Source organism: Allobosea sp. (assembly GCF_030694325.1).
Lineage (GTDB): Bacteria > Pseudomonadota > Alphaproteobacteria > Rhizobiales > Beijerinckiaceae > Allobosea.
This window is the reverse complement of the sequence record NZ_JAUXYO010000219.1, coordinates 1-14,355: the sequence shown is the minus strand read 5'-3', so window position 1 is coordinate 14,355 and position 14,355 is coordinate 1. Positions and strand designations below refer to the sequence as shown.

Sequence of the window (14,355 nt, the reverse complement as noted above, 5' to 3'; positions counted from 1 at the left end):
CTGGAGACTTGCGGCCTGTGCTCAGGCCGCGCGCGCCAGCCGCTCCAGCGCGGCGGCGGGGTCGATGCGGCCGTCATAGAGCGCGCGGCCGGTGATCGCTCCTTCCAGGATCGCGGCGTCGGGCGCCATCAGCCGCTCGATATCGGCCATCGAGGCCAGCCCGCCGGAGGCGATGACAGGGATGCTCAGTGCCTCGGCGAGGCCGATCGTGCCGTCCCAATTGATGCCTTGCAGCATGCCGTCGCGGGCGATGTCGGTGTAGATGATCGCCGCCACGCCGGCATCCTCGAAGCGGCGCCCGAGATCGGCTGCGGCGAGAGTCGACGTCTCGGCCCAGCCCTCGACGGCCACGTATCCGTCGCGCGCATCGATGCCGACCGCGACCTGCCCCGGAAAGGCCTTCGCCGCCTCGCGGACGAAGCCGGGATCGCGCACCGCCGCCGTGCCGATGATGACGCGGCGGATGCCCTTGGCGAGCCAACCCTCGACCGTCTTCATGTCGCGGATGCCGCCGCCGAGTTGCACCGGGAAAGCGACCTGGCTCAGGATGGCCTCGACGGCCGCCGCATTCATCGGCTTGCCGGCAAAGGCTCCGTCGAGATCAACGACGTGGAGCCACTGGAAGCCCTGCGCCTCGAAGGCGGCGGCCTGCGCGGCGGGATCGTCATTGAAGACTGTCGCCTGGTCCATGTCGCCCTGTTTCAGGCGTACGCACTGGCCGTGCTTGAGGTCGATGGCGGGAAAGAGGATCACGGCGTCCATCTCAGGAAATTGGCGAGCAGCCGGAGGCCGAGCGTCTGGCTCTTCTCCGGGTGGAACTGGGTGCCCGCGACGTTGTCGCGCCCGACCATGGCCGTGACGGCGCCGCCATGATCGGTGACGGCGATCACCTCCTCGGGACGGGCGGCGGCCAGTGCATAGGAATGGACGAAATAGGCGTGCAGCCCCGAGGGGCCGGTTGCGATGCCGTCCAGCAGCGGATGAGCGCGGCGCGCCTCCAGCGTGTTCCAGCCCATATGCGGGATCTTGAGGCCTTCGCCGCCGGGCACGATCAGCGAGACGTCGCCCTCGATCCAGCCGAGGCCCTCGGTCACAGTGTATTCGAGCCCGCGCGAGGCCAGCAGCTGCATGCCGACGCAGATGCCCAGGAAAGGCCGCCCCTTGCCCCGCACGACCTCCTCCAGCACCTCGACCATGCCCGGGACGGCATCGAGCCCACGGCGGCAATCGGCGAAGGCGCCGACGCCCGGCAGCACGATGCGGTCGGCGGCGCGCACCGCATCGGTGTCGCTGGTGACGGAAATGGCCGAGGCGACACCGGCTTCGGCGGCGGCGCGCTCGAAGGCCTTGGCGGCGGAGTGCAGATTGCCCGAGCCGTAATCGATGATGACGACCGACTGGCTCATCGCCCTTGCGCCTCGGGAAACAGCCCGATCACCGGGAGGGGACTCGTCGGCTGGCTGCGCAGCGGCGTCGCCGGGGCGATGCGCGACGGCGCCGTCTCTCCGGCCAGCGCCCGCTCGAAATAACGCCGCTCGGCTTCGGAGAGATCGCGCGCCTCGACCACGTCGGCCAGGCGCCAGCCCTGCCGCGCGAGCTTGCGGGCCAGGAGGTTATGGCCCTCCAGACCGAGAAAGAGCGCGATCGTCCAGTGGGCGACCAGCATGGCGCCATTGGTCAGGCCGAAGCGGCTGCCGGCATAGAGCAGAGCGCCCCAGAGCAGGACATAAATCAGCGTCGCCAGCCAGAGCCGCTTTCCGAGCAGCCAGAGGCCGCCGAAGACGAAGGCCGGCCAGGCGAAGGTCTCCGGCAGGAGCCGTGCCTGCTCGATCTCGTCACGCGCGCCGCCCGAGCCCGGCGGCGGGATCATCACCGTGTAGAATGCCATGCTGCGATCCTCTCAGAGCGCGCCCTTGGTCGAGGGCACGCGGCCGCCCTCGCGCGGATCGACCTCGAGCGCATGACGCAGCGCCCGCGCCAGCCCCTTGAAGCAGCTCTCGGCGATGTGATGGGCGTTGTCGCCATAGAGCGTCTCGACATGCAGGGTGATGCCGGCATTCATCGCGAAGGCCTGGAAGAACTCGCGGACCAGCTCGGTGTCGAAGCTGCCGATCTTCTGCGCCTCGAAGCGGGTGCGGAAGACCAGGAAGGGCCGGCCGGAGACATCGACGGCGACGCGCGTCAGCGTCTCGTCCATCGGCAGATGGATGTCGGCATAGCGGCGAATCCCCTTCTTGTCGCCGAGCGCCTGCTTCAGCGCCTCGCCCAGCGCGATGCCGGTGTCCTCGACCGAGTGGTGGTCGTCGATATGGGTGTCGCCCTTCACCGCGACCTTGAGATCGATCAGCGAATGGCGGGCGAAGAGCTCGAGCATATGGTCGAAGAAGCCGACGCCCGAGGCGATCTCGGCCTTGCCGGTGCCGTCGAGAACGACCGAGACGGCGATATCGGTCTCGTTGGTGCGGCGCTTCAATTCGCCAGAACGCATGACGGCCTCGGTTTCCGGAGCAATTCGCGAGGCTTTAGCAGGAGGCCGGCGGGATGGCCATGGCCGAGGCCAGGCTCGTCATGCTCGGGCGAAGACCCGAGCATCTCGTGCCGGAGATTCTCGGGTCTGCGCTACGCTCCGCCCGAGAATGACGCTTTGCACTTGGCGCTCACATGCCCGCGAGCGCCCGCTCCAGATCGGCGACGAGGTCATCGGCGTGTTCCAGGCCGACGGAGAGGCGGATCAGCCCGTCCGAGATGCCCATGCTGGCGCGGATCTCGGGCGCGAAGCGCTGATGCGTCGTCGTCGCGGGGTGGACGATCAGGCTCTTGGCGTCCCCGAGATTGTTGGAGATGCGGATCAGCTTCAGCCCGTTGAGGAAGCGGAAGGCGGCCTCTTTGCCGCCGGCGACCTCGAAGGCGACCAGCGTCGAGGGACCCGTCATCTGGCGGGCGATGATGTCGGCCTGCGGGTGGTTCTTCGCGCCCGGGAAGATGACGCGCGACAGGCCGGGGCGGCCGGCGAGCCAGTCGGCGACGATCGCGGCGTTGTGCGCCTGCTGGCGCACGCGCAGCGGCAGGGTCTCCAGCGCCTTCAGCATCACCCAGGCGTTGAAGGGCGAGATCGCCGGGCCGGTCTGGCGCAGGAAGGTCTGGACATGGGTTTCGATGAAATCCTGCGAAGCGAGGATCAAGCCACCGAGACAGCGCCCCTGCCCGTCGATGTGCTTGGTCGCCGAATAGACGACGCAGTCGGCGCCAAGCTCCAGCGGGCGCTGGAAGAGCGGCGTGGCGAAGACGTTGTCGACCACGAGCGTGGCGCCGACCTCCTTCGCCACGGCGGCGACGGCCGCGATATCGATGACCTCCAGCGTCGGATTGGAGGGGCTCTCCAGGAAGAACACCTTGGTCTGCTGCGTCACGGCCGCGCGCCAGGCGGCGATGTCGGTGCCGTCCACCAGCGTCGAGGTCACGCCATAGCGCGGCAGATGCTCTTCGACGACATAACGGCAGGAGCCGAACAGCGCCCGCGAGGCGACCACATGATCACCCTGGCGGACCTGGCCCATGATCGCGGCGGTGACGGCCGCCATCCCCGTCGCGGTGGCACGGCAGGCTTCAGCCCCCTCGAAGGCGGCCATGCGGGCCTCGAGCATGGCGACCGTCGGGTTGGAGAAGCGGGCGTACTGGAAGCCCGGATCCTTGTTCAGGAAGCGCGCCTCGGCCTGCTCGGCGCTGTCATAGACATGGCCCTGGGTCAGGAAGAGCGCCTCGGAGGTCTCGCCAAACTGCGAGCGCAGCGTGCCGGCATGGACGAGACGGGTTTCGGGATGAAGGCCGGCGACGTCACCCGGAATTGCCGACATGATAGAAACTCCGAATCGTTCGTTTTAACGAACCATCGGCGTATCATTCTGCAAGCGGCCCGTAAAGCAGAAGGGATCTCTCCCCGCGACAGGCGGGAGTCAGCGGCGCGGCCTACCCTCGTGCCAGCGGCGTCAGGAAGGCCGTCAGGTTGGAGGTGACATGATGGACGTGCCCGGCCTCGACCGCCGCCTGCTCCCAGGCCTCGCGGAAGGGATCGGGCGTCTGCGGGATGATCAGCACCGTCTTCATGCCCAGCTCGCTCGGCACGAGGAGGTTCTTCTCGATGTCCTCGAACATCGCAGCCCGGCCCGGATCGACCGCATGCTTGGCGAGGAAGAGTTCGTAGGTCGAGCGCTCGGGCTTGGGCGTGAAGCCCGCCGCGACGATGTCGAAGACATCCTCGAAATGATCGATGATGCCGAGCTTGCCGGCGACATTGCGGGCATGGGCGACCGAGCCGTTGGTCAGGATCAGCTTGCGCCCCGGCAGCGCCGCGATCGCCGCGCCCAGCGCCGGGTCGGGTTCGAGCAGGCTCAGATCGACGTCATGGGCGAAGTCGAGGAAATCGTCCGGCTCGACGCCGTGCTCGGCCATCAGCCCGTTCAGCGTCGTCCCGTAACGGTGGTAGTAGTAATTTCGCAGCGCGTGGGAGGAGAGGCCGTCGAGCCCGAACAGCTCCTGCAGGAACAGGGTGATCCGCTGGTTGACCTGCGGCCAGACGCGGCTCTCATGCGAATAGAGCGTGTTGTCGAGATCGAAGACCCAATGGTCGACATGCGCGAAAGCCTCGACCTGAAGCGGCGGGGTCGCGACGGATGGGGCAGCTTGCGTGGTCATTGCGTCTTGCGCCGGGGCGGCTCCGTGATGTGGGGCTGCAAGCCTGACATGCAAGTCCTGACGCAGCCCTTACCAGCCGATCAGCCTGGGCAGCGCCGTCGCCAGACCGGGAACCAGAAAGACGATGAGCACCGCCAGCAACTGCATCCCGACGAAGGGCACGACGCCACGATAAATGTCGGCGGTGCTGACCTCGGCCGGCGCCACGCCCCGGAGATAGAACAGGGCCCAGCCGAAGGGCGGCGTCAGGAACGATGTCTGCAGCATCACGCAGATCAGGGCCGCGATCCAGACCAGATCCGTTCCCGCATTCTGGAAGACCGGCAGGAAGAGCGGCACGGCGATGTAGCAGATCTCGATCCATTCGATGTAGAAACCGAGCACGAAGACGATCGCCAGCATGAACCAGACGTCGGCGTTCGCCCACCCTGGCAGGATCGCGAACAGGTCCTCGACCAGCCTTTCCCCGCCGAGACCCCGGAAGGCAATGGCGAAGATCTGGGCACAGATCAGGATGAACATCATCTGAGCGGTGATCTTGGTGGCATCGTAGACGGCCTCCCTGACGATTTTCAGCGAGAACCGGCCGCCGATCGCGGTGACGAGCAGGGAGCCGAGCGCTCCCATCGAGGCGGCTTCCGTCGGCGCCGCGATGCCGCCGATGATCGAGCCCAGCACGCAGCCGACGAGGCCGAGTGGCGGGAGAGCGACCCGCAGGAGCTTCGTCAGCAATTCGCGCCGGCCCATGGCGTCGCGCTCGGCCTGGGGTACGGGCGGCACCATGTCCGGCCGCACCAGCCCGAGCGCGAGCAGATAGGCGATGTAGATGACCGACAGCAGGAGCCCCGGCAGCACGGCGGCCGCGAACAGCGTGCCCACCGATTCGTTCATGATGTCGGCGAGCAGGATCAGGATCAGGCTCGGCGGAATGATCTGGCCCAGGGTGCCCGAGGCACAGATGACGCCGCAGGCGAGGCCCTTGTCATAGCCGCGCTTCAGCAGGCTCGGCAGTGTCAGCAGCCCGAGCGTGACCACGGTGGCGCCGACGATGCCGGTCGTCGCGCCCATGACGATGCCGACCAGGATGATGCCGACGCCGAGCCCGCCGCGGGTGTTGCCGGCGAGGTGGCCGACCACCTCCATCAGATCCTCCGCCAGACGCGATTTCTCCAGCATCACCCCCATGAACACGAAGAGCGGGATGGCCAGCAGCGTGTAGCCGGTGACGACGCCGTAGATCCGGCTCGGCAGCAGGTTGAACAGGCCTGCACCGAAGCCGAGATAGCCGAAGACGAAGCCCGACAGCGCCAGCGTCAGCGCGACCGGGAAGCCGACCATGAGGAAGCCGAAAAAGGCGACCAGCATCGCGATCGCGTAGATTTCGTTCATCGGCACGGGCAGGAGCTTTCGAGACGGCGGGCGGGGACGGGGCGGAGGATGACCGTCCCCGTTCAGATGAGCCGGCGCAGTCGCGCGAGATGGCGCAGGCTTTCGGCGAGCATCTGGAGCAGCAGCAGGGCGAAGCCGAGCGGCAACAGGCTCTTCAGGGCCCAGCGATAGGGAATGCCGCCCGCATTGGCCGAGCCTTCGCCCTGCGCATAGGACTGCGAGACATAGCGCAGGGACAGCCAGATGATGATGCCGGTCAGCACGGTGAAGGCCAGCGCGCAGCCGAGATCGATCGCAGCCTTGGTGCGCTCGCCGAAGCGGGCGTAGAGGATGTCGACGCGGACATGATCGCCATGCAGCAGCGCGAAGGACATCCCGAACAGGCAGATCGGCACGAAGAGGTGCCACTCCAGCTCCTGCGCCCAGACGGAGCCGAGCGAGAAGCCGTAGCGGAGCAGGACATTGCCGGCCATCACCAGGACGAGCGCGAAGAGGCACCACGCACCGAGGCGCCCGCCGGCATCGACGACGCGCTCGAGCCGCGCCGCCGCCTGCTCCAGCGCGCTCATCAGAGCCTGACCTTGCTGTGGTAGACGCCCTCCGACAGAGCGGTCCAGGGCTCGTACTTCGCCTTGAAGGTGAAGTAGCTGTCATGGACCTTCTTCGCCACGGGGTCCTTGGCGATCGCCTCTTCAAGCACCTTCCCGGTGATCTCGCGCAGCGAGGCGACGACCGCGTCGGGCAGCGGCGCGGCGATGACGCCCTGGTTCTTGACGAGGTCCTCGAACGCCTCCGAGTTGTTCTTCTGGCACCAGGCCTCGCTCACGCCATTGCAGGCATCGGCGGCGCTGGTAACGATCGCCTGGAGGTCCTTGGGCAGGCTGTCCCAGGCCTTCTTGTTGATGACCAGCTCGGACACGGTCGCGGTCTCGTGCCAGCCGGTCGTGTAATAGTGCTTGGCCACCTTCTGCAGTCCGAGCTGGCGGTCGAGGAAGGGGCCGACGAACTCCGCCGCATCGATGACGCCGCGCTCCAGCGCCGGGAAGATCTCGCCACCGGGCAGCAGGCGGACATCGACGCCGAGCTGCTGGTAGACGCGGCCGGCAAGGCCGGGAATGCGCATCTTCAGCCCCTTGAAATCCTCGATCGTCTGGATCGGCTTGCGGAACCAGCCGGTCATCTGCACGCCGGTATTGCCGCAGGGCAGCGGCACGAGGCCGAAGCGGTCATAGACCTCGCGCCAGAGCGGGAGGCCGCCGCCCTCGTAGAGCCAGCCGTTCATGCCCTGGAAGTTCAGGCCGAAGGGCACGGCGGTGAAATATTGCGCGGCGAAGCTCTTGCCGGTCCAGAAATAGGAGTTGCCGTAGTTCATCTCGACGGTGCCGGCGGAGGCCGCGTCGAAGCCCTCGAAGGCCGGGACGAGTTCGCCGGCACCGAAGAACTGGATCTTGAGGCGCCCGCCCGACATGTCGTCGATGCGCTTGATCAGATCGGTCGCGCTGCCGGGGCCGACCGAATAGAAGGCGGCACGCGAGCCATAGGCGCTGGTCATCTTCCAGCTGAAGCGGGTTTGGGCGCGCGCGACGGCCGGCGCGGCGATCGTGGCGGCTGCGGCCAGCGCACCTGATTTCAGCAGATTCCTGCGGTCCATTCTCGCCTCCATGCTCTGCGGTTCGCAAAGCGGTCAGCAAGCGCTGTGCCATCTCGGCGATGCCGGCGGATCACAGATCGGTCAGGTCGGGCGAGCGGCGGCGGGGCACGAACGAAACCCCGCCTCACATCGAGGTGGGTTTCTTGCCCTTCGCCCGCGGATATGTCGGGATCAGCGCCGGATGATCGTGCCCGAGCCGGTGTCGGTGAACAGCTCGATCAGCACGGCATGCGGCACCTTGCCGTCGAGGATGACGACCGCCTCGACGCCCTTTTCCAGCGCGTAGATGCAGGTCTCGATCTTCGGGATCATGCCGCCCGAGATCGTGCCGTCGGCGATCAGGCGGCGGCATTCCTCGACGGTCAGCTCGGGGATCAGCACCTTGTCCTTGGTCAGGACGCCGGGCACGTCGGTGAGCAGCAGCAGGCGCTTGGCGTTCAGCGCACCGGCGATGGCGCCGGCGAAGGTGTCGGCGTTGACGTTGTAGGTCTGGCCGTCGGCCGCCGCGCAGACCGGCGCCAGCACCGGGATCAGCTCGGCCTTGAGCACCGAATCGAGCACCGAGGTGTCGACCTTCTCCGGCTCGCCGACGAAGCCGAGATCGAGCACCTCCTCGATCTTCGAATCCGGATCGACGACGGTGCGCGTCACCTTGCGGGCGGTCACCATGTTGCCGTCCTTGCCGCACAGGCCGATCGCCTTGCCGCCCTCGCGCGAGATGTATCCGACGATCTCCTTGTTGACCGAACCGGCAAGGACCATCTCGACGACGTCGACGGTGGCCGCATCGGTGACGCGCAGGCCCTGCTTGAACTCCGACTGGATGCCGAGCTTCTTCAGCATCGCCGCGATCTGCGGGCCACCGCCATGGCAGACGACCGGCTTCAGGCCGGACTGCTCGAGCAGGACGATGTCCTCGGCGAAATCCTCGGCAGTCGCGGCATCGCCCATGGCGTTGCCGCCATATTTGATCACGATGATCTCCTGGTCATAGCGCTGCATGTGCGGCAGCGCCTGGACGAGCAGATCGGCGGCCTGCGACGGCGTCAGGTGGGCGGCGGGGTTGATCATCGGTCGAGGCTCCGCGACGGCGCGCGAGGCATCGGCGCCGGGTGCGGCTTCTAGAGGAAGAAGCTGGCGCAAGGAAGCGGTCAAACGACCCGGTTGCTTTCAGGCGCGGCGCGCGGCTTTCCGGATAGCCTCGGCCATGCGTGCGCGCCAGTCGGCGCCGTCGCTCTTGTAGGTTTCGATGAGGCTCGGTTCCAGGCGCAGCGTCACGACCTGCTTGGCATCGTCGAGCCGGGGCCGGCCGGAACTGCGCGTGAGCGTGCCCTGGGCTGGCCGGACGACCTTGTCCCCGATCGCAAATTCAGCGCGGGCGATCTGGTCGTCGGTCCATTCCGGCCCATCATCGGGGTCAACGAAGGGCTGGGAGGACACGCTGTGCTTCGCGTTCATGACAATGCCTCATCGAAATTACCTGTCGCGCTTCGTCGCGCGGCGTCCAGACCACCATCACGAGACGGCCGGCGAGCAGCCCGTAAGTTAGGAAGCGCTCCTCGCCATAACTGAAACGGTCGTCCCGCAGTGTCAGAACCGGCCCGGCGAAGAGGATCGCCGCATCGGCGAAATCGAGTCCACGCGCTGACAATGTCGCGTCACGTTTCGCGTCGTGGAAGGTGATCTTCACGAGCACGGATGGTATGATCGGGCGCCTGGCAAGTCAATTTCCGTATTACGGAAAACCGTTAGCCGCGCCTCGCAAACAGCGCCGACAGCGCCAGCAGCAGCCAGCCCCCGAGCATCCCGAAGCCGCCGATCGGGGCGGCGCGGGGGAACAGCGCCTCGCCGGAAAAGCCGCGGCGCGACAGATCGGCCGCGAAGAGCGCGACGCCGGCGACGATCAGCGAAAGCGCGATGCGCGCCATGAGATCGGAGAGGAAGCCGGCCTTGCGGGCGGCTGTCGCGCCGAAGACCAGCGAGGCGTGGAACAGCAGCATCTGGCCGGCCGTCTGGACGTTGGTCGTGCCCGTGACATGGGCGGCCGCGGCGAGCAGACCGACGCCGGCCAGCCCCATCAGGGCGGCCAGGACGAGATGGATCTTGGCGGCGGTCATCGAGGTCCCTGGGCTGCGCGCTACGACGCTGCGGCGCGTAGGCTGGATGCGGGGGGAGGCCGCCCGGCGTCAAGCGCAGCCGGCAGCGGCCCGATGACGCGCCATGCGCCTCACTGCGCGTCGAACCAGGCCTTCCACTGCGGCACGGCCGTGGCGAAGGTGCCGCGATGACTGGTGTCGCCGGTCGGCACGGCCTCGACCTTGTCGTTGCCGATCGCATTTTGATAGGTCATCGGCAACTGGCCGATCTCGATGCGGATCGCCTCGTCGGTCAGCCCGTAATAGGTCCGCACCGGCGTCCTGATCACCCAGCGATAGGCGCTGGTCTCAGCCACCAGCCGGCCATAGGCGGAATTGGCGAAGAACTGCGCGTCGAAATATTCCGGGCGGATGAGCTTGCGCAGATCGGTCGGCACGGCAGCGGGGTCGAAGGGCTCGCGCCAATAGGCCTTGCGCGCGATGTCGTAGGTCTCGTCGGTCAGGAGCGCGCGGGCCAGGCCCGGCATGTTGTGATAGTTCTCGAAGGAGAACACGTTCAGGATGAAGATCGTCGTGATCCAGCTCGCGTCGATCTTGCGCGGGAAATTCAGGAAGCCGTTGAAGGCGGCGAAGGCGTCAGCCGGAGCACTGGCGGTGGTCGCGGCCTTGACCGGCATGCCGACGGCCTCGAGCCGCTCCAGCATGGCGAGCGTGACGAAGCCGCCCTGCGACCAGCCGCTGAGGAAGAGCTTGCTGTCCGACAGCTTGAGATCGGCGAGCACGGCGCGGCTGGCGAGGACCATGTCATAGGTCGCCTGCTGGTGGCTGCCCTTGACGAGATAGCCCTCGGGCTCCTTGGAGGCGCCCATGCCGAAATAATCGGCCCCGATGACGAGATAGCCCTGCCCTGCGAACTGGGCGATCATCAGTTGGGTCTCGGGCGACTGGTCCGGGAAGGACGGGACCTGTTCCTTTCCGTAGACCGTGCCGTGCTGGTAGGAGACCATCGGGAAGACGGTGTCCGCCGTGTCGGGCACTGCGAGAAGCCCGGTGGCCGAGATCGGCCGGTTGCCCTGCTCCGGCACCACCGAGGGATAGGTGACGCGATAGAGCTTCACGGCGTTGCGCGCCGGGGTGTAGGCGACGGTGATCCCGGCGAATTTCGGCGTGTCGGTCGTCAGGATCTGGTTCAGTCTTGCGACATCCCAGCGCGCGATCAGCTCGTACTGGACGCCCGACACCACCTTGACCGGCGCGGCCTGAGCCGGGACCGCCGGCGCCGCAGACTGGGCCAAGGCCGGACTCGCGAGAGCCAGGGTCGTCGCCAGCAGCGCGGCCCATCGACGGATGCGGTTCAGGATCGTCATGAAGGCCCCCAGAGAGCCGGGGAGCACCGGGTCATCATGCCCAGGCCGTCGCCGCGGCATGCCCGGCATCCTGCCGGGGCGATGTAAAGATTTGGTGGCCTTTGGCCTCCGGGGCGAGGCTCAGCCGCGCTCCGCCAGCACGCGCCCGACGGCGGCGCGCAGTTGCGGGATGCCCAGCCCGGTCTCGCTCGAGGTCAGGAGCACTTCGGGGAAGGCGGCCGGGCGGCGCTTGATCTCGTCATAGGTCGCTTCGCACATGAATTTCTGGTCGGCGGGCTTGAGCGCATCGCCCTTGGTCAGCACGACCTGGTAGGACATGGCCGCCTTGTCGAGCGTCTCGAGGACGGCGTTGTCGACGTCCTTGAGGCCGTGGCGGGCATCGATCAGCAGATAGACCCGCATCAGGTTGGGCCGCCCGCGCAGGTAGTTGTGGATCAGGTTGGTCCAGGCGGCGACCTTGGCCCGGCCGACGGCGGCGTAGCCATAGCCGGGCATGTCGACGATCGTCAGGCGTTCATCGGCGCCGACCTGCCGGAAGAAATTGAGCTGCTGGGTGCGGCCCGGCGTGTGCGAAGTCCGCGCCAGCGCATTGCGGCGCGTCACCGCATTGATGAGGCTCGACTTGCCGACATTGGAGCGGCCGGCGAAGGCGATCTCCTGGCCGACCATGGGCGGCAGGTCGTCGATATGGGTCGAGGCCCAGACGAAGTCCCAGGGGCCCTCGAAGAGCTTGCGGGCGGATTCGATCTCGTCGTCGGTGAAGGGCGTGGTCATGCTGGTGGTCATGGCGCTACGCCTACACGGCCCGGCGCAGCGCGTCGATGTCGGCGCCCGCGATCGCGGCGAGATTGCGGTCGATCTTCCCGGCGTCCCAGTCCCACCAGCGGATCGCGAGCAGCTCAGTGACGATCTCGGCCGGGAAGCGCATCCGCATGACGCGACCGGGATTGCCGGCGACGACGGCATAGGGCGGCACGTCCTTCACCACCTGCGCGCGCGTGCCGATGATCGCGCCGTCGCCGATGGTGACGCCGGGCATGATCACGGCCTCGCGGCCGATCCAGACGTCGTTGCCGATCACCATGTCGCCGCGGCCGGGCCATTCCGCGCGCGGCACAGCGCCCTCGAGGCCGAAGAGGGCGACGGGATATTTCGAGAAGCCGCCGGTGGGGTGGTTCGCACCGTTCATCACGAACTGCGCGCCCTGGGCGATCGCAACGAAACGGCCGATCACCAGCCGGTCGCCGACATCCTCGAAATGGTAGCGCACGCAGCGGGCGACGAAATGCTCGGGACCCCGCGAGTCGTCATAGTAGCTGTAGTCGCCGACCTCGATCAGCGGGTGGTCGACGATCGCCTTCAGGAAGGCGGTGCCCTTCCAACCGGAAACGGGATGGCGCGTGAGGGGATCGGGAAGCGGCATCGGCACCAAAGCGAAGGGCGGGGAAATCCCCGCCCTCGCGCATCACTTCTTGTTGCTGTTGGCGGGCTTGCCCGGGGCGGGAACGGCGGCCGGGGCGGGGTCGGGCTTCCTGCCGAACATCGCCTTGATGTTGTCGAAGAGCTCGATCTTAACCCCGAATTTCCGCATGATGTAGCCCTGCTGCAGCACCGAGAGCAGGTTGTTCCAGGTCCAGTAGATCACCAGACCGGCCGGGAACGAGCCGAGCAGGAAGGTGAAGAACACCGGCATCCAGGTGAACATCATCTTCTGGATCGGGTCCGGCGGCTCCGGGTTCATCTTCATCTGGATGAACATCGTGATGCCCATCAGGATCGGCCAGGCGCCGATCAGCAGGAAGGCCGGCACGGCGAAGGGCAGCAGGCCGAACAGATTGAAGATCGAGGTCGGATCCGGCGCCGCGAGGTCGCGGATCCAGCCGAAGAACGGCGCATGCCGCATCTCGATGGTGATGAAGAGGATCTTGTAGAGCGCGAAGAACACCGGGATCTGCACCAGCACCGGCCAGCAGCCCGCGAGCGGGTTGATCTTCTGGGTCTTGTAGAGCTCCATCAGGGCCTGTTGCTGCTTCATCTTGTCGTCGGCATAGCGTTCGCGCAGCGCCAGCATTTCCGGCTGGAGCGCCTTCATCTTCGCCATCGAGGCGTAGGACTTCGACGCCAGCGGGAAGAACAGGCCCTTCAGGATCAGCGTGACGATCAGGATCGCGACGCCGAAATTGCCGACATGCTTGAAGATCCAGTCGAGCAGGAAAAACATCGGCTTGGTGATGAAGTAGAACCAGCCCCAGTCGATCAGCAGGTCGAAGCGCTTGATGCCGAAATTCTGCTCGTAGCCGTTGATGGCGGCGACTTCCTTGGCGCCGGCGAAGAGGCGCGCCGTGCTCGTCGTGCTGGCGCCGGGGGCCAGCGTCACGGCTTCGGCGAGGAAATCGGCCTGATAGGTGCGCGCCGCGCCGGTCTGCACCGAGGAGAAGCGGCCGTCATATTTGCGCGACTGGTCGGGAATGACGGTCGCCGCCCAGTACTTGTCGGTGATGCCGACGAAACCGCCGCTGACGTCCTTCCAGACGCGGCCATTGGTGCCCGGCGCCAGAAGCGGCTCCTTGTCGACATGGTCGTAGGTGAATTCCTGCAGGCCCTGCTCGCCGAGGACGCCGATCAGGCCTTCATGCAGGACATAATAGCCGAGCGTCGGCGGCCGACCATGGCGGACGACCTGGGCATAGGGGAACAGAGTGACGGCAGCAGCGCCCTTGTTCTCGACCTCGTCCTTGATCGAGAACATCGCGTTGTCGTCGATGGTGACGATGCGCCGGAAGAGCAGGCCCTGGCCATTGTCCCAGGTCAGGGTCAGCGGCTTGGCCGGCGTCAGCACCTGGGAATCGGCGGTCCAGACGGTGCTGGCGTTCGGCAGCGAAACCGCAGTGCCCGGCGCAGCGACCCAGCCGAAATCGGAATAATAGCCGTTCGGCCCGCCGAGCGGCGAGAGCAGGACGATGATCGGACTGTTGGGATCGACCGTCTCGCGATAGGCCTTGAGCGAGACATCATCAAGGCGCGCGCCGGTGAGCGCGATGGAGCCCGCGATCTTGGGCGTCTCGATGCGCACGCGCGGGCTCTGCGCCAGGGCCTGGTCGCGGGTGAGGGCCACGCCGGTCGCGGGAGCGACGGCGGGCGCGACGGTCTGGCCCGGCAC

Annotated in this window: 17 protein-coding genes; all 17 read right to left on the bottom strand. The window is 66.9% G+C overall.

Annotation, left to right across the window (positions count from 1 at the left end):
* Positions 1-21: 21 nt before the first annotated feature.
* Entirely contained in the window at positions 22-762 is a 741-nt protein-coding gene (gene hisA, locus Q8M82_RS14430; protein ID WP_305692030.1) for a 1-(5-phosphoribosyl)-5-[(5-phosphoribosylamino)methylideneamino]imidazole-4-carboxamide isomerase, read from the bottom strand.
* Positions 750-1,406, bottom strand: coding sequence for an imidazole glycerol phosphate synthase subunit HisH (hisH, locus tag Q8M82_RS14425; protein ID WP_305692029.1), 657 nt, complete (start codon positions 1,404-1,406; stop codon positions 750-752). The genes hisA and hisH overlap by 13 nt, the downstream gene beginning before the upstream one ends.
* Positions 1,403-1,888 (bottom strand): DUF2628 domain-containing protein, encoded by a 486-nt coding sequence (locus Q8M82_RS14420; protein WP_305692028.1) that lies wholly within the window; start codon positions 1,886-1,888, stop codon positions 1,403-1,405. Before Q8M82_RS14420 ends, hisH begins: the two co-directional genes overlap by 4 nt.
* A gap of 12 nt (positions 1,889-1,900) precedes the next feature.
* Complete coding sequence (gene hisB, locus Q8M82_RS14415) at positions 1,901-2,488, bottom strand: imidazoleglycerol-phosphate dehydratase HisB (RefSeq protein WP_305692027.1); 588 nt, start codon at positions 2,486-2,488, stop codon at positions 1,901-1,903.
* A 169-nt stretch (positions 2,489-2,657) separates the two neighbouring features.
* Positions 2,658-3,854, bottom strand: coding sequence for an O-succinylhomoserine sulfhydrylase (locus Q8M82_RS14410; RefSeq protein WP_305692026.1), 1,197 nt, complete (start codon positions 3,852-3,854; stop codon positions 2,658-2,660).
* A 112-nt stretch (positions 3,855-3,966) separates the two neighbouring features.
* A complete protein-coding gene (locus tag Q8M82_RS14405; RefSeq protein WP_305692025.1) occupies positions 3,967-4,692 on the bottom strand; it encodes a pyrimidine 5'-nucleotidase in 726 nt (241 codons plus the stop codon).
* A gap of 69 nt (positions 4,693-4,761) precedes the next feature.
* Positions 4,762-6,081 (bottom strand): TRAP transporter large permease, encoded by a 1,320-nt coding sequence (locus tag Q8M82_RS14400; protein ID WP_305692072.1) that lies wholly within the window; start codon positions 6,079-6,081, stop codon positions 4,762-4,764.
* 62 nt (positions 6,082-6,143) lie between these two features.
* Positions 6,144-6,650, bottom strand: a complete 507-nt coding sequence (locus tag Q8M82_RS14395; RefSeq protein WP_305692024.1) for a TRAP transporter small permease subunit — start codon at positions 6,648-6,650, stop codon at positions 6,144-6,146.
* Complete coding sequence (locus Q8M82_RS14390; protein ID WP_305692023.1) at positions 6,650-7,732, bottom strand: TRAP transporter substrate-binding protein; 1,083 nt, start codon at positions 7,730-7,732, stop codon at positions 6,650-6,652. Before Q8M82_RS14390 ends, Q8M82_RS14395 begins: the two co-directional genes overlap by 1 nt.
* A 171-nt stretch (positions 7,733-7,903) precedes the next feature.
* The gene (gene argB / locus Q8M82_RS14385) at positions 7,904-8,803 is read right to left on the bottom strand and encodes an acetylglutamate kinase (protein ID WP_305692022.1); all 900 of its coding nucleotides are present in this window, start codon (positions 8,801-8,803) and stop codon (positions 7,904-7,906) included.
* 99 nt (positions 8,804-8,902) lie between these two features.
* Positions 8,903-9,190, bottom strand: coding sequence for a BrnA antitoxin family protein (locus tag Q8M82_RS14380; RefSeq protein ID WP_305692021.1), 288 nt, complete (start codon positions 9,188-9,190; stop codon positions 8,903-8,905).
* Positions 9,150-9,428 carry a BrnT family toxin gene (locus Q8M82_RS14375; RefSeq protein WP_371126368.1) on the bottom strand — a complete coding sequence of 93 codons (279 nt, stop codon included), beginning with the start codon at positions 9,426-9,428 and terminating at the stop codon, positions 9,150-9,152. Before Q8M82_RS14375 ends, Q8M82_RS14380 begins: the two co-directional genes overlap by 41 nt.
* 52 nt (positions 9,429-9,480) lie before the next feature.
* Complete coding sequence (locus Q8M82_RS14370) at positions 9,481-9,849, bottom strand: DUF423 domain-containing protein (RefSeq protein WP_305692020.1); 369 nt, start codon at positions 9,847-9,849, stop codon at positions 9,481-9,483.
* Between the two features lie 110 nt (positions 9,850-9,959).
* Positions 9,960-11,195, bottom strand: coding sequence for an alpha/beta hydrolase family protein (locus Q8M82_RS14365; RefSeq protein ID WP_305692019.1), 1,236 nt, complete (start codon positions 11,193-11,195; stop codon positions 9,960-9,962).
* Between the two features lie 120 nt (positions 11,196-11,315).
* Positions 11,316-11,969 carry a ribosome biogenesis GTP-binding protein YihA/YsxC gene (gene yihA / locus Q8M82_RS14360; RefSeq protein ID WP_305692070.1) on the bottom strand — a complete coding sequence of 218 codons (654 nt, stop codon included), beginning with the start codon at positions 11,967-11,969 and terminating at the stop codon, positions 11,316-11,318.
* Positions 11,970-11,991: 22 nt separating this feature from the next.
* On the bottom strand, positions 11,992-12,618 hold the full coding sequence (locus tag Q8M82_RS14355) for a CatB-related O-acetyltransferase (protein WP_305692018.1): 627 nt from the start codon (positions 12,616-12,618) through the stop codon (positions 11,992-11,994).
* A 42-nt stretch (positions 12,619-12,660) separates the two neighbouring features.
* On the bottom strand, positions 12,661-14,355 hold a 1,695-nt coding region (gene yidC, locus Q8M82_RS14350), incomplete at its 5' end, for a membrane protein insertase YidC (protein WP_305692017.1).

Excerpts from the sequence above, each read along its gene's own strand:
- hisA (WP_305692030.1), bottom strand. The coding sequence starts at position 762 with ATGGACGCCGTGATCCTCTTTCCCGCCATCGACCTCAAGCACGGCCAG.
- hisH (WP_305692029.1), bottom strand. The coding sequence starts at position 1,406 with ATGAGCCAGTCGGTCGTCATCATCGATTACGGCTCGGGCAATCTGCAC.
- Q8M82_RS14420 (WP_305692028.1), bottom strand. The coding sequence starts at position 1,888 with ATGGCATTCTACACGGTGATGATCCCGCCGCCGGGCTCGGGCGGCGCG.
- hisB (WP_305692027.1), bottom strand. The coding sequence starts at position 2,488 with ATGCGTTCTGGCGAATTGAAGCGCCGCACCAACGAGACCGATATCGCC.
- Q8M82_RS14410 (WP_305692026.1), bottom strand. The coding sequence starts at position 3,854 with ATGTCGGCAATTCCGGGTGACGTCGCCGGCCTTCATCCCGAAACCCGT.
- Q8M82_RS14405 (WP_305692025.1), bottom strand. The coding sequence starts at position 4,692 with ATGACCACGCAAGCTGCCCCATCCGTCGCGACCCCGCCGCTTCAGGTC.
- Q8M82_RS14400 (WP_305692072.1), bottom strand. The coding sequence starts at position 6,081 with ATGAACGAAATCTACGCGATCGCGATGCTGGTCGCCTTTTTCGGCTTC.
- Q8M82_RS14395 (WP_305692024.1), bottom strand. The coding sequence starts at position 6,650 with ATGAGCGCGCTGGAGCAGGCGGCGGCGCGGCTCGAGCGCGTCGTCGAT.
- Q8M82_RS14390 (WP_305692023.1), bottom strand. The coding sequence starts at position 7,732 with ATGGACCGCAGGAATCTGCTGAAATCAGGTGCGCTGGCCGCAGCCGCC.
- argB (WP_305692022.1), bottom strand. The coding sequence starts at position 8,803 with ATGATCAACCCCGCCGCCCACCTGACGCCGTCGCAGGCCGCCGATCTG.
- Q8M82_RS14380 (WP_305692021.1), bottom strand. The coding sequence starts at position 9,190 with ATGAACGCGAAGCACAGCGTGTCCTCCCAGCCCTTCGTTGACCCCGAT.
- Q8M82_RS14370 (WP_305692020.1), bottom strand. The coding sequence starts at position 9,849 with ATGACCGCCGCCAAGATCCATCTCGTCCTGGCCGCCCTGATGGGGCTG.
- Q8M82_RS14365 (WP_305692019.1), bottom strand. The coding sequence starts at position 11,195 with ATGACGATCCTGAACCGCATCCGTCGATGGGCCGCGCTGCTGGCGACG.
- yihA (WP_305692070.1), bottom strand. The coding sequence starts at position 11,969 with ATGACCACGCCCTTCACCGACGACGAGATCGAATCCGCCCGCAAGCTC.
- Q8M82_RS14355 (WP_305692018.1), bottom strand. The coding sequence starts at position 12,618 with ATGCCGCTTCCCGATCCCCTCACGCGCCATCCCGTTTCCGGTTGGAAG.